Origin of the sequence: Streptomyces milbemycinicus (assembly GCF_002154605.1) — a bacterium.
GTDB lineage: Bacteria > Actinomycetota > Actinomycetes > Streptomycetales > Streptomycetaceae > Streptomyces > Streptomyces milbemycinicus.
Genome location: NZ_MUNE01000646.1, coordinates 1 through 14717 on the forward strand (window position 1 = coordinate 1; position 14717 = coordinate 14717).

Sequence of the window (14717 nt, forward strand, 5' to 3'; positions counted from 1 at the left end):
CCGTGGCGCATCTGCAGCAGCACCTTGGTGACCCCCGCGATACCGGCCGCGCCCTCGCAGTGGCCGATGTTCGACTTGACCGAGCCGATCGCGCAGTGCTCCGGCAGTGCGCCCTGGGCTGCGAACGCCTTGGCCAGGCCCGCCACTTCGAGCGGATCGCCGAGGGCCGTCCCGGTGCCGTGCGCCTCCACATAGCTGAGCATGCGCGGGTCGACGCCCGCGGCGGTCAGCGCCTCGGCGATGACCTCGCCCTGCGCGGTCGGGGAGGGCACCGAGTAGCCCGAGGTCCGGCCGCCATGGTTGAGCGCCGTCCCCTTGATCACGCCGTAGATGTGGTCGCCGTCGGCGACGGCCCGCTGCAGGGGCTTGAGGACGACCGCGCCGACGCCCTCGCCGGGCACATAGCCGTCGCCGCCCTCGCCGAAGCTGCGGCAGCGGCCGTCGCTGGAGAGAAACCGGCGCTGGCTGAGCAGCAGAAACTTGTTGGGGTGCGAGTGGATGTTCACACCCCCGGCGAGCGCCGTCTCGCACTGCCCGCTCTTGATGGCCTCGCAGGCCAGGTGGATGGCGGTCAGCGAGGACGAGCACATGGTGTCCAGGGCGACGCTGGGCCCGTTGAAGTCGTAGACGTACGACACCCGGTTGGCGACCGAGGACGCGCTGCCCGACAGGGCGATGGCCTGGCCGCGCTCCTGCGCCTGCGCGCCGTAGAGCTGGTACTCCTGGTACATCAGGCCGACGAAGACGCCGACCCTGCTGGGCGGCGCGACGGCCGCGGCGGCGCCGCCCGGCTCGGCGGCGGCCCGGGCCAGCAGTTCGCCGGTGTATCCGGCGTCCTCGAGCGCGTGGTGGGCGCACTGGAGGAACAGCCGCTCCTGGGGGTCGAGGAGTTCGGCCTCGTTCATGGATATCTGGAAGAACAGCGGATCGAAGCGGTCGATCTCGTCCAGGAAGCCACCCCATCGGCCCGACGAGGAGCCGCCGACGTCGGCGTACCGGCGGTGGTCCCAGCGCTCGGCCGGCACCTCGCGGATGCAGTCGCGACCGGAGCGGAGGTTGCGCCAGAACACGTCCAGGTCGGGCGACATGGGGTAGCGGCCGCTGAGGCCGACGACGGCGATATCGGTCGCCGAGTGGTCCATGTGCGCCGGGTGCGCGTCCCGAGGAGCGGTCTGAGGAGCGGTCTGAGGAGCGGTCTGGGGAGCCGGCTGGGGGGCGTCCGCCAGGGCGCGGGTGGCCAGCCCGGTCAGGTCCGCGCACACCCGGCCGTGTTCGTCGAACACGGTGATGTCCAGCTCCGCCGACGCGGCGTCGTTCCCCGGCCGGTGCCGGATCCAGGCGTACGCCCGGGCCGGGGTGGCTGCGAGCGCCTGCATATGCCGTAGCGCGAACGGCAGGGCGGCGCGGGCCTCCGTCTGCCCGTCGGGGCCCGCCGCGGCCATCCGCAATCCGGCGACGGCCTGCAAGGCGCCGTCGGTGATGCTCGGGTGCAGCCGCAGGCCGTCGCCCGGCCCGGCCGCGTCGGGCAGGCTCAGTTCCGCCAGCACCTGGGGGCGGCCCGCCGCGTCGCTGCCCATGCCCAAGCGCACCAGGGACCGCTGGGCGGGGCCGTAGTCCATGCCCACCCGGGCGTACAGGTCGTACAGCTCGGCGGCGGGCAGCGACCGCTCGGCGCAGGCGGCGTGCAGCGCGTCCAGGGCCGGCAGCGCGCGGTCCACGGTGTCCGGCAGGCTCGCCCGGCCCTTGCCGCACAGGGTGAGCTCGCCATCGCCGGCCACGCTGTGGATCGTGTACTCCCAGCGGGGCCCCGGCAGGGTACGTACGCTCACCTGGAGGTCCAGCCCGTCGGGGCCGCAGGTGGCGGGGCGCTGCCACACGATGTCGTCCAGCCGTACGCGGCCGGCGTGGGCGTGGCCCGCGGCGTGCTCGACCGCCGCGCGCGCCATCTCCAACTGCGCGACCGCGGGGAGGATACGGGCGCCACGCACCCGGTGGTCCCGCAGGAACGGCTCGCCGCCGTCGAAGTGCGTGCGGTACGCGAAGCCGTCGCCGTCCGGTACCGCGTGGTGCAGCATCGGATGCGGGCGCGGCTCCGCACGCCCGCCGTTCGCCTCGGGGGCGGGGCTGGAGCCCTGGGCGACGAGGTGGTGCACGAGGGCTCGTACGGTCCGGTGCCTGAGGAAGGCGGCGGAGGTGAGCGCCAGCCCCAGGCGGTCGTTCAGCCGGGTGGCAAGCTGCGCGAGACCGGTCATATCGAGGCCGAACTCCGCGAACTCGTCGTCGGGGTCCACCTCGTCGGCGTCCACGGCCAGCAGTGCGCAGACCTCCTCGACCACCGCGCCGCGGGTGGATTCCCCGGCGTCATGCCCCACCGCGGACACGGTCGGCGCGCCACCCTGCTCGACGACCAACTCCTCGAGCCGGGCGGCCAGGTCGGCGATCGACCGGTACTCGAAGGTGATGGTGGGCGAGAGCGTCAAGGACAGCCGGTCCTCCAGGCGGGGCACCAGGGACAGCAGGTCCGCCGACGCCAGGCCCAACTCGTAGAAGCCACCGTGGATATCGATACGCTCCGGGGGAACCTCCAGCCGCGCCGAGACGAGTTCACATAACGTGGTCAGCGCGACCCGCCCGGCCGGGGCCGAAGCCGAGGCGGCGGCCACGGACGCGGGCTCGCGGACGGTCCCGGGGACAGACCGGGGAGCGGGCTCACGGACGGGCTCGCCCCATACGTCGAGCGCCGCCACGGCCCGTACCCGCTTGGCCGTGAGCCGCCCGACCTCCGCGATCTTCGCCCCGGCCGCGTCATAGAACTCCACGCCCAGCCGGATGAGTTCATCGTCCCGGTGCACCGAGGCGGCCGGGACCCTGACGAAGCAGCGGCGGCCCAGCGGGGCCGATGCGCGGAACGACTCGAACACCAGCGGCAGATAAAGCCCCTCGCCCTCGGTGCCCTGATACAGCATGTGGCTGCCGATGCTGCCGCCGAGCAGCCCCGACTCGAAGAGCGCCGGATGGAAGAGGAAGGCGTCCGCCGTGTCCCGGTACGCCGAGGGGAGCTCCAGCTCGACGACCCAGTCCTCGGGACGGTGGTGCACCGCGCCGTCGATCTTCATCAGGCCCGAGTGGACGAGGTCGTTCTGGCGTAACCAGCCGTAAAGATCCGCGAGTTGGACGGTCCGATGCCCTCCGGTGAGCGGCAGCGTCAGCCGATCCGGGAAGGTCTGCGGGGTGCGCCGGTGTGCGGCCACCACCGCGTGCACGACATCCGCATCCGCGGCATCCCGCCGGCTCCGGCTGCGGACCTCGATCCGCCAGCCGCCCTTGGGCGCGGGACGCCCCTCGACGACCATCAGGACGCCCTCCCCCGGCGCGGCGACGAGCGGGGCGAGGATGGTGAGGTTCCGCAGTTCGACGTCCGGCATCGGATGACCGTGGCGGGCGAGGACCTGCAGCACCAGATCCACATAGCCCACGCCGGGCAGGAGGTTGCGCCCGTAGACCACATGACCGCGCAGCAAAGGGTTTTCAGTGGTTACGGTAAAAGACTCACAGAACGTCGACCCATCCGCCATCGGTATCCATCCCCGTGAAGTAGATATCGATCCCAAAACAGCCGCAAACCAACAGCAATCCGGGTCAAGGACTGCCTGTGCACATAACTTGACGCTACCCACTGCACCGAGTCAGAGCAATGAGCGCAGAGTGATGTTCCATTCAAGCAGACGAACGGAACGTGATATCAGCGGCGGCTGCTTAACTTTCCGCCAGAAACACAGAAATGGGAGCAACCAGCCGTCCTCATGACCGCCTCACCGTGCCATGCGCACCCGGGCCCGCGCGGGTGCGCGACCGGATGCGCATGGCACGGCAACGTCCCCGTCAGCCGCTCTCCTCCGGCCACTCCGGCTCTGCCACGATCTCCAGGACGGCGCAGCCGAAGGTGTATCCGTGGCCGACGCTGGACAGCACGACGATGTCACCTGGTTTGACGGCCTTGGTCTCCAGCAGGTGGTTGACCCCGGCGAACTGGTCGCCCGCTCCCAGATGGCCGAGCCTGCGGCCGAACTCCCAGTTGGTCTGTTCGACGTCGATGCCGGCGATCTTCTTGACCTCGTCCCAGTCGATCACCGCCCGCCCGGCGTGCGGGTATACGAACCGGGCGACATCCTTGAGGCCGACACCCGCCTCGCCCATCGCCAACTCCATGACCAGCTGCTGTCCGGCGGCGCCCGCCTTGGCCGTGTCCGCGACCTCCACGCCGCTGCTGCTCAGGTACTCCTTGAAGCGCTGCCGCAGGCTGACCGGCCACCCATGCTCGCCCGCGGCGGCCGCCCATGGGCTCGCCCCCCGGTACGCACCCTCGTGCGTGGTGTCGCAGATCACCGCGGTCGACAGCAGCTTGGCCACACCCGAGCCGCGCTTCAGCACCACCGCCGTGGCCCCGTCGCCCCGCGGCGCCCTCTTGTCCGAGCGGTACCGGTCGTACATCGGCAGCTGGTACTTGTCGCTGGTGGTGATGAGCGCGGCGCTGGACGGCCCGCCGGCCGCCACATAGGCCGCCGCCAGGTCGAGCGTGCCAAGGCCCCCGTTGGACGCCTGCTGAAGGTTGATCGCCGGGGCCCGGCCGCCGACGGTACGCGACTGGATGTACGCGGCGGGCGCCCAGTGGTCCAAGCCCTGGAAGCCGAAGCTGGTGGCGTGTGCGACGAGCATGAAGTCGTCGTGGGCGGCCGTGCTACGGCTCAGGGCGCGCCGTCCCGCCTCCACTGCCAGGTCGGCGTGGCTGAGGTCGTCCACGACGCTGACGCTCACCAGGTCGTCGGTCTTGCACTCATCGGCGTCGTAACGCCCCTCGGCCACGGCCTGCCATACGTCCTCGAGCCGACCCAGCCGGACCCCTGACGCATCGATATAGACGTCGTTCCATCTCATGTTGCGTTTCCTCTTCTTGAGGGAACCGGTCCCTTTACGAAATTCCCACCCGAAACCCCAGCAGCGCCTGGGACACCCGCAAAGCACCAAACCATTTCCCGGACCTGAGCGCCTGCCGCTTGACCAAGTCTTTTATCCGGACCGACTCGGCCCAAAAAGCCCCGGAAATGCGCATAGGGCATACTTGACCGGGCCTCACGAGGAGTTCTTGAGCACACTCCAACCGCCATCGACCACAAGCGAGGCGCCGGTCACGAACGAGGCGTCGTCACTGACCAGAAAGGCCACTACCGCGGCGACCTCCTCGGGCCGGCCGAGGCGCCCCACGGCGGTCTCCCGAGCCGACGCCCGCCGGTCCGCTTCGCCGATGCCCTCCCACGCCTTGGTCAGGACCGGTCCGGGCAGCACGCTGTTCACCCGGATCCTGCCGCCGTACTCGACCGCCAACTGCCGCGCCAGCCCCGTGAGCCCGGCCTTCGCCGCGGCGTACGCGGGCCGGCCGGGCAGCCCCACCAGGGCGTGCACCGAGGAGACGAGCACCACGCTGCCGCGCGTCGAGATCAGATCGTCCAGGCAGGCGCGCACACCGAGGAACGACCCGGTGAGGCTCACGGCAAGCTGTTGGTTCCACTCGGCCGCGCTGGTCCGATGGGCCGCCGCGACATGGACGGCGTAGGCATTGCTCACCAGCGCGTGCACGGGCCCGAACGCCTCGCGCGCCGACCGTACGGCCAGCGCCCAGGACGCCTCGTCCGAGACATCGCAGTGCTGGAAGTGCGCACTGCCGCCGGCCTCCCGGATGGCCGCGGCCACCGCCGCGCCCCCCTTCTCATCGATGTCGGCGACGAGAACGCGGGCTCCTTCGGCGGCCAGCCGATGGGCCGTGGCGGCGCCGATACCGGAGGCCGCACCGGTGACCAGCGCGCACCGGCCGGCGAGGCGGCCGGGGGACGAGGCGGGTGTGGGATGCACAAGGACTCCTGCGGGGCGGCGCCGACAACTCATCGCATTAAAAATGAATTATTACGGCGTGCCAAGAGGCCGGATCAGGCCGCGTGATACCTTCGGGGCCGCCGTGCGCCGCTGCTGACCGAGGAGGTGAGACCGATCAACGCTATGACAGTTCGGGCCTCCCTCCCCCGCATGGCCTAGGGAGTGCCCGCAGAAGGCATCCCGAAAGGCCCGAAACGCTATGCGCTTCACCTCTGAGACGTCGTCCGACGGTGTCTCCGAACAGCTCTTCACCCTCGGCGAGATACCCGGCGCGCTGTGGACCCCGGAGGGTGTCGTCGGCACCCGTCCCCTGATCCTGCTGGGACACGGCGGCGGTCAGCACAAGAAGGCCCCCGACATCCTGACCCTCGCGCACCGCTTGGTGGCCGAGTGCGGTTTCGCGGCGGTGGCGGTCGATGTGCCCAGCCACGGCGACCGGCCGCAGCACGAGGAGTACAGCCGGATCGCGGCCGACAACCAGGCTCGTGTGGAGGCGGGGGAAGAGCTGGCTCCGCTGATCGCCCGCTTCCAGGCGCTCGTAGCCCGCCAGACCGTCCCGGAGTGGCGGGCCGTCCTGGACGCGGTCCAGCAACTGGAGCACGTCGGCACCGGGCCCGTGGGCTACTGGGGCGTCTCGCTCGGGTGCGGGCTCGGCGTTCCGTTCGTTGCCGCCGAACCCCGGGTGCGTGCCGCGGTGCTGGGTCTGGGTGGGGCCCTGGCCTCGGCCGAGGACGCCGCGCGGATCACCGTCCCGGTCGAGTTCCTGGTGCAGTGGGACGATGAACGAGTGCCGCGGGCGCAGAGCCTGGCGCTGTTCGACGCCTTGGCCTCTTCCGAGAAGACGCTGCACGCCAACCCCGGCAAACACGGCGAAGTCCCGGCCTTCGAACGGGACAGCACGCTGCGGTTCTTCTCCCGCCACCTGATCTGACACCAACACCGTTCACTCCGGCAACACGGTTTCCCGTAACTCCCGTTACCCTGGCACGGCTTGATCACAGATTCGCACGAGCGCGCAGAGCGCACGGGGCGCATCCGGGCAACAGCACGGACGGGGGACGCACATGGGGAGTGACGCCGTATGGCCGGAATGAAGCTCTATTCACTCGAATCCAACGATCCGCCGCAGCTCGGCCCCTACCGGCTGCTGCGGCGGATCGCCACCGGCGGCATGGGCCGTATCTATCTCGCCCGACAGGCGGCCCCCGGGACCGCCGCCGGCCCCGCCGGACCCACCGGAACCGTGGTGGACCACGGACTCGTCGCGGTCAAGACGCTCCTCGCCGAGGGATTCGTGAGCAAGCCGGACCGGGAGCGGTTCGCCCGCGAGGTGGAGCTGGCGGGGCGGGTCGACAGCGCGTACACCGCCACAGTGCTCGACGCCAACGCCAAGGCGGAGCGCCCGTGGCTCGCCATCGAGTTCATACCGGCGCCCAGTCTGGGCGAACTCGTCGTCAACGCCGGTACGCTGCCCGCCGACGCGGTGCGCTGGGTCGCGGCCGCGGCCGCGCGGGCGCTGGTCGAGCTGCACGGTCGGGGGGTCGTCCACCGCGACATCAAACCCCTGAACATTCTGCTGCCCCACGACGGCCCCCGCCTCATCGACTTCGGTATCTCGCACGCCCACGACCACACCAGCTCGACGACGACCATCGGCACCTTCGCGTTCACATCGCCGGAGCAGGCGTGCGGCAAGAAGTCCACCGCCGCGTCCGATATGTACTCCCTGGGCGCCACGCTCTTCTTCCTCTCGGTCGGCCGTGCGCCGTACGAGCAGACCGACCACTCCTTCGGCATCCTCGCCCTCGTCCAGCGCGGCGAGCTCGACACGGACGGGCTGCCGCCGGAGCTGGAACCGCTGATCCTCCCCTTGCTGCGGGTCGACCCCGAGAGCCGTCCCACCCCGTCCGACGTGCTACGGGACGTCCTTGCCGACATCGACCAAGTGTCGGCCGAGCCAAGGCTGCCGCAGGCGTGGACCGCGCTGATCGAGGAGTACGCGGAGCAGGGCCGCCAACTGCGCGACGGAGCGGTGGACTTCGCCGCGGCCGAAGCGCCGACTCAGGTGAGGCCCGAGGGCCCTCCGGAGCGCGCGGACGAGGCGATCAGCGAGATGCGTGAGCAGTTGGAGGCCCTGCGCAAGCAGCGGGACGCCTTGGTGCAGGCGCAGGCCGAGGAGCAGGCGGAGGCGGAGGCGCGGGAGCTCGCGCGCCAGGAAGAGGAGGAGCGCAGGCGCAGGGAACAGGCGCGCAAGGAAGAGGCGGAACGCAGGGAGCGGGAGCGCAAGGAGCAGGAGAGGAAGGAACGGGAGCGGAAGGAGAAGGAACGCAAGGAACGCGAGCGGAAAGAACGCGAGCGCAAGGAGAGCCAGCGCAAGGAACGCGAGCGAATAGCGCGCGAGAAGACCGAGACCGCCGCCCAGAACAAGAGCACCAGCACGACATGGACGCCCAAGGCTCCGCCCAAGCCCGCAGCGGCCAAGCAGCCTGCCAAGAGTTCAGGTTCCTCGGAGAGCTGGGGTGGCCTGCTCCTGGTCGCGCTCATCATCGGCGCCCTGGTCTGGCATCCCTGGGACAAGAAGGACGACGACACCCCGAAGAGCAGCCCCTCCTCGGGCGTCACCCTCTCCAGCAGCAGCGGCACCACCAGCGGCACCGACGGCGGTTCCGACGACGACAGCGACAGCGGCACCGACGGCTACAGCTCCTCCAGCTCCTCCAGTTCGTCGAGCGGCGGCCTCGACGACACCGAGACCGAGCCCGAACCCGAGACCACCTCCCCCGAGCCCGAGCCCGACCCCACCGAAGAGGCGTTCAAGGCCGTCTCCTACGGGGACTGCCTGGATGTCGTCGACACCGGCTACGGCGGCACCACCAAGTACGACTGGAGCGAGGAGGAGCCGAACACGACGTCCTGCGGCTACGGGACGCGTGTGAAGGTCACCGGCACCAGCGGCGACTGCCCATCCGGTGTGGGCAAGGCCACCTGGTCGTACTACTCCACCAGCAGCGGCGAGCGGAGCGAGCTCTGCCTCACCGGCCAGTACCGCCAGGGTGACTGTCTGCTCGCCAAGCACGAGGGCAACACCATCAGCAGCATCGCCATGCTGTCGTCCCCGAACTGCACGGACCGGAAGGTTCCCGTCCCGTACAACGAGATCCTGGTCGTCACGAACGTCTACCGGGCGACGGGCGCCGGCGCCGAGGTCTGCCGCCAGGGACAGTACGACTCCAACACGTACTGGTCCACGGAGGTGGACGACGGCGCGACGCAGCTGTGCCTGAAGGCGTACGACTGAAGCAGCCGCGGTGGCCTCAGGACGCGGTGGCGGCCGCGGCCGCGCGGCCCGTCTGGCGGCCGGAGAACAGACAGCCACCCAGGAAGGTGCCCTCCAGGGAGCGGTAGCCGTGGACGCCGCCGCCGCCGAATCCCGCGACTTCTCCGGCCGCGTACAGACCGGGTATGGGGTTTCCGGTGCTGTCCAGGACGCGGCCGGAGAGGTCGGTCTGCAGGCCGCCGAGGGTTTTGCGGGTGAGGATGTTGAGGCGCACGGCGATGAGAGGGCCGGCGCCGGAATCCAGGATCTTGTGCGCCGAGGCGGTGCGGCTGAGCGAGTCCCCGGGGTAGCTGAGGGCGTTGCGGATGCCCATGACCTGGACGTCCTTGGTGTACGGGTTGTCGATCTCCCGGTCTCGGGCGTCGATCTGCCGTTTGAGGTCGGCGAGGTCGATGAGGTTGTCGCCGGTGAGTTTGTTCATGCCCGCGACGAGTTCGGGCAGCGTGGTGGCGACGACGAAGTCGGCCCCCTTCTCCTTGAACTTCTCGATCGGCTCCGGCGTCTGCCAGATCCGCGACAGCAGCTTCCAGATGTTCTTCTCGGTGAGGTCCGGGTTCTGCTCGGAGCCGGAGAGCGCGAACTCCTTGGCGATGATCTTCTGGGTGGTGACGAACCAGGAGTAGTCATAGCCGGAGTCGGTGATCGACTTGAGGGTGTGCAGGGTGTCGTAGCCGGGGATGTCGGGCGTGTTGAAGCGTTTGCCGGTGGCGTCGAACCACATGGACGAGGGGCCGGGCAGGATACGGATGCCATGGCCGGGCCAGATCGGGTCGTAGTTCCTCAGGCCCTCGGTGTAGTGCCACATACGGTCCGGGTTGACGATCCGCCCGCCCGCCTTCTCGGTGATCGCGAGCATGCGGCCGTCCACATGCGCGGGCACGCCGGTGACCATGAACTTCGGCGGGGTGCCGAGGCGGGCCGGCCAGTTCTGCCGTACGAGGTCATGGTTGGCGCCGATGCCACCTGAGGTGACGATCACGACAGGGGCGCGGAGTTCGAAGTCGCCGACCACGGTACGGGAGGTGGGCTTGCCGCGTGCGGCGTCGCTCGGTTCCAGGATGGCGCCGCGTACGCCGGTGACCGCCCCGCCGGTCGTCACGATGCCGTCGACGCGGTGCCGGAACTTGAAGGTCACCTTGCCGGCCGCCACCGCGTCCCGCACCTTCTTCTCGAACGGCTCGACGACGGCCGGTCCGGTGCCCCAGGTGACATGGAAGCGGGGCACCGAGTTGCCGTGGCCGTCCGCGAGCCCGCCGCCGCGCTCGGCCCAGCCGACGATCGGGAACCAGCGCACACCCAGGCCGTACAGCCAGGACCGCTTCTCTCCGGCGGCGAAGTCCACATACGCCTCGGCCCACTTGTACGCCCAGTGGTCCTGGCCGGCCGGGTCGTCGATCCCGCGGTCGAAGCCGGCCGTGCCCAGCCAGTCCTGCCAGGCCAGTTCGCGGGAGTCCTTGATGCCCATGAGCCGCTGCTCCTCGGAGTCCACGAAGAACAGACCGCCGAAGGACCAGAACGCCTGCCCGCCCAGATTGCTCTCCGGCTCCTGGTCCAGGAGCAGCACCTTGCGCCCCGCCGCGGCCAGTTCGGCCGTGGCGACCAGCCCGGCCAGCCCGTGGCCCACCACGATCGCGTCCGCGTCCGCCGACGCCGCGGGGGCGGCGAAGGCCGGGACCGCCATCTGGGCGAGCGCGGCACCGGCGAGCACTCCGCCCGCCACCGTCAGGGCGTGGCGGCGGCTGACGCCGGCCGGGAACTCGGAGCCGTGCCCGTGACGCGCTTCGGAGCTTTCTCTGTGGTTGTCCATGGCTGCCTTCCGGGAAAAAGGGGGGGGCTGAAGGTGCGGCAGAGACGAGCTGGACTACCGAGGCGGCAAGGTGTTACCGACGGTAGCCCAGAGGGTGTCCAGCCGCCAGAGTGCTGCGTTTCGGTTCCGCCGCCTCCCTCGTACGGGTGAACTTTCGGTGTGGCGTGGCCGCCCCGGCCGGGCCGTCCCACCAGGCATCCCTCGAAGCGATCGCGCTCCTTGCGGTTCGGGAGCAACCGAAACGTGATCAACAAGAGATGCGGAACGGGAGTTGTCATCTCATAGACTCCCGGGGGCAGTTGATCTTCCTCACGGCCATCCCCGGACCTTTCCCGATCTCCCTCAGGAGAGCCCCATATGCTGGCTGACGCCGTCGACAACCGGCTGGCCCGAAACCCGATCGCGATCGTGGGACTGGCGGGACTCTTCCCCCAGGCGACGAACGTACGGGAGTTCTGGAACAACATCGTGGCCGGCACCGACTGCATCGAGGATGTCCCGGCATCCCGCTTCAGTGTCGACGACTACTTCGACCCGGACCCCTTCGCCGAGGACAAGACCTACTGCCGGCGCGGCGGCTTCCTGCCCCCGTTCCGCTTCGACCCCCGCGAGTTCGGCATTCCCCCCAACACACTGGACGCCACCGGGCTGATCCAGCTGCTCAGCCTCCATGTGGCCCAAGACGTACTGCGGGACGCCGGGTGTGACACCTCCACTTGGTACAACCCGGCGCGGACCGGGGTGGTGCTCGGGGTGTGCGGAGGCAGTTCGAGCATGATGCCGCTGGCGGCGCGGCTCCAGACGCCCGCGCTCAAGGCGGCGGTCCTCAGCTGTGGACTGAGCGAGCGGGACGCCGAGGAGATCGCGCGCCGCTACACGGCGGCCTTCCCGTCGTGGACGGAGAACTCCTTCCCCGGTTTCCTGGGCAATGTCGTCTCCGGCCGGATCGCGAACCGCCTCAACCTCGGCGCGTTCAACGGCACCGTGGACGCCGCCTGCGCCAGCTCCCTCGCCGCGCTGCGGATGGCCGTCAGCGAGCTGGTAGGGCACCGCGCCGACCTCATGATCACCGGCGGGGCCGACGCGGACAACACCATCTTCTCCTTCATGTGCTTCAGCAAGACCCCGGCGCTGTCGCCGAGCGGCGAGATCCGCCCCTTCGACGAGGACGCCGACGGCACCCTCGTCGGGGAAGGCATCGGGATGCTGGCCCTCAAGCGGCTGGCCGATGCCGAGCGCGACGGCGACCGGGTCTACGCCGTCATCCGCGGCCTCGGCACCTCGAGCGACGGCCGGTCCCAGAGCATCTTCGCGCCCTGCGGAGACGGCCAGCTCACCGCGTTGCGCCGGGCCTACGAGGACGCCGACTGCCCGCCGTCCTCGGTCGGGCTGATCGAGGCCCACGGCACCGGCACCACCACCGGTGACGATGTGGAACTCGGCGCGCTCAACACGCTGATGGCAACGCCCGAGGACCGGCGGTACGCGGCGGTCGGCAGCGTGAAGTCCCAGATCGGGCACACCAAGGCGGCGGCCGGCGCGGCCGGGCTGATCAAGGCTGCCCTCGCCCTCCACCACAAGGTGCTGCCCGCCACCATCAACGTCCGCACCCCCAGCGCCACGGCCCGGCAGGAGGACGCGGCGCTGTACGTCAACACCACCACCCGCCCGTGGATCCGCGACCCGCGGCGCTCGGTGCGCCGGGCGGGAGTGTCCGCGTTCGGCTTCGGCGGGGTCAATGTGCACGCCGTACTGGAGGAACACCGCCCCCCGAACGACGCGACCCATGCGACCGACGCGACGCGCACCCTCCACACCACCCCGCGAGCCCACCTCTGTCATGCCCCGACCCCGGAGGCGCTGCGCGCACTGCTCGAACGCGGCGAACACCCCGCCACCCCCGACGAGATACCCGCCGGCCACGCCCGTTTGGGCTTCGTCGCCACCGACGACGCCTACCCTGATCTGCTCGCCAAGGCCATCGCACAGTTCGACGCACACTCGGGCCTTGCTCACTGGACCCACGCGGACGGCATCTGGTACCGCGCCGCCGCGCTCCCCGGGGGCGGCAAGGCGGCGGCGCTGTTCGCCGGTCAGGGCAGCCAGTACGTCAACATGGGCCGCGAGGCGCTGCTCTCCATACCCCCGGTGCGCGCCGCCTTCGACGCGGCCAACGCCCCGTACGCGGACCGGAATCAGCCCCGTGAGCTGCTGTCCGACGTCGTCTTCCCGGTGCCCGGGCGGGACGGGAAGGACCTGCGGCGCGCCTCCGAGCGGCTGCGCCGCACCGCCTACGCCCAGCCCGCCATCGGGGCGCTGTCGATGGGGCAGTTCCGCTATCTCTCCGAACTCGGCTTCGCCCCGGACGGCATGCTCGGCCACAGTTTCGGCGAGCTGACCGCCCTGTGGGCCGCGGACTGCCTCGACGACGCCGGTTTCCTCGCCACCACGGCGGCCCGCGCCCGGACGATGGCCCCGCCCGCCGACGCAGCCGGGCACGACTCGGGCGCCATGGCGAGCGTACGTACCTCATCCGCCCAACTGGACGCCCTGCTCGGCGAGTTTCCCGAGCTGACGGTGTGCAACCGGAACGCGCCCGAGGTGGTGGTGGTCGGCGGCCCGACGGCCACCGTCGAGCGGTTCACCGCGGCCTGCGGCGAGCGCCGTATCCCCGCGCAGCGGCTGTCCGTCGAGGCGGCTTTCCACACCCCGCATGTCCAGCACGCCGTCGCCTCCTTCGCCCGCGAGATCGCCGGCATCCCGCTCCGTACCCCGCGGGTTCCGGTGTACGCGAACACGCCGGGCGCGAGCTATGGCGACGCCCCCGAGGCGAACCGTGAGGTGCTGACCCGGCAGATCGTCAATACCGTCGACTTCGAGGCCAGGCTGCGGGAGATGTACGCGGACGGCTTCCGGGTCTTCGTGGAGTTCGGGCCCAAGCGCACGCTCTCCCACTTCGTCGAGCAGACGCTCGGCGATCAGGGGGTGGACATCGTCTGGACGGACATCGGCACGGGCGGCGACAGCGCGCTCGCCCTGAAGCAGGCGGCCGTCCAACTCACGGTTCTGGGACTGCCGCTGAGCGGCATCGACCGGTACGACGAGCCGGTGCCGCCGCGCCCCGTCGCCTCCGCGGTGGCCCGGGTCCTCGACGGCCCGCAGTTCGCCACGATCGCCCGTCAGGAGGGATACGAGCGGGTCCTCGGCACGCCGTACCGGGTGGCCGGGGCCGTCGGCCGGGAGCCGGAGCACGTCGCCGAACCACAGCCCGCGGCCGCCGCTCACGACGATCCGCTGGGGCGCGCCGCGGCCGAGCATCTGACCATGCACACCCGCTATCTCGACGGGCAGCTGCGGACCGCCGACCAGCTGGTGAGCCTGCTGAACGAGGGCGTCGGCAGCGGCTCGCCCGAAGCGGTCCTCTCCGGGATCACCGCCATCCGGGACCACAGCCTGGCGCTCGGCGATGCCCACGCACGCGCCAGCGAGGTGCTGAGCGACCTGCTGCGCCTGCCCACGGGCGCGACGCCGACCGGATATTCGCCCACCGGCACATCCAACGGATATGCGCTCGAAGCGCCGTCGTACCCCGGTCCGTTCCCCTCGGTCGACGCGCCCCCGGAGGTCCCGCCCCCGGCTCAGCCC

General features: G+C 70.6%; 7 protein-coding genes. 3 read left to right on the plus strand and 4 right to left on the minus strand.

Going from position 1 to position 14717, the window contains the following annotated elements:
- The 3 genes from CCN51_RS41380 to CCN51_RS41390 all read right to left on the minus strand — a co-directional run.
- Positions 1 to 3575, minus strand: a 3575-nt coding sequence (locus CCN51_RS41380) for a beta-ketoacyl synthase N-terminal-like domain-containing protein (protein WP_211303298.1), incomplete at its 3' end; no start/stop codon positions are given.
- Between the two features lie 307 nt (positions 3576 to 3882).
- Entirely contained in the window at positions 3883 to 4935 is a 1053-nt protein-coding gene (locus tag CCN51_RS41385; protein ID WP_014172914.1) for a ketoacyl-ACP synthase III family protein, read from the minus strand.
- 195 nt (positions 4936 to 5130) lie between these two features.
- Positions 5131 to 5907, minus strand: a complete 777-nt coding sequence (locus CCN51_RS41390) for an SDR family NAD(P)-dependent oxidoreductase (RefSeq protein ID WP_014172915.1) — start codon at positions 5905 to 5907, stop codon at positions 5131 to 5133.
- 220 nt (positions 5908 to 6127) lie between these two features.
- Between CCN51_RS41390 and CCN51_RS41395 the strand changes: the two genes are divergently transcribed.
- Together CCN51_RS41395 and CCN51_RS41400 are read left to right on the plus strand one after the other, a co-directional pair.
- Positions 6128 to 6859, plus strand: coding sequence for a dienelactone hydrolase family protein (locus CCN51_RS41395; RefSeq protein WP_014172916.1), 732 nt, complete (start codon positions 6128 to 6130; stop codon positions 6857 to 6859).
- Positions 6860 to 7009: 150 nt separating this feature from the next.
- Positions 7010 to 9226 (plus strand): protein kinase domain-containing protein, encoded by a 2217-nt coding sequence (locus CCN51_RS41400; RefSeq protein WP_014172917.1) that lies wholly within the window; start codon positions 7010 to 7012, stop codon positions 9224 to 9226.
- Between the two features lie 16 nt (positions 9227 to 9242).
- Here the strand turns inward: CCN51_RS41400 and CCN51_RS41405 are convergent, their stop codons facing one another.
- On the minus strand, positions 9243 to 11072 hold the full coding sequence (locus tag CCN51_RS41405) for an FAD-binding dehydrogenase (RefSeq protein ID WP_014172918.1): 1830 nt from the start codon (positions 11070 to 11072) through the stop codon (positions 9243 to 9245).
- A 357-nt stretch (positions 11073 to 11429) separates the two neighbouring features.
- Between CCN51_RS41405 and CCN51_RS41410 the strand changes: the two genes are divergently transcribed.
- Positions 11430 to 14717, plus strand: a 3288-nt coding sequence (locus CCN51_RS41410; protein ID WP_143676058.1) for a type I polyketide synthase, incomplete at its 3' end; no start/stop codon positions are given.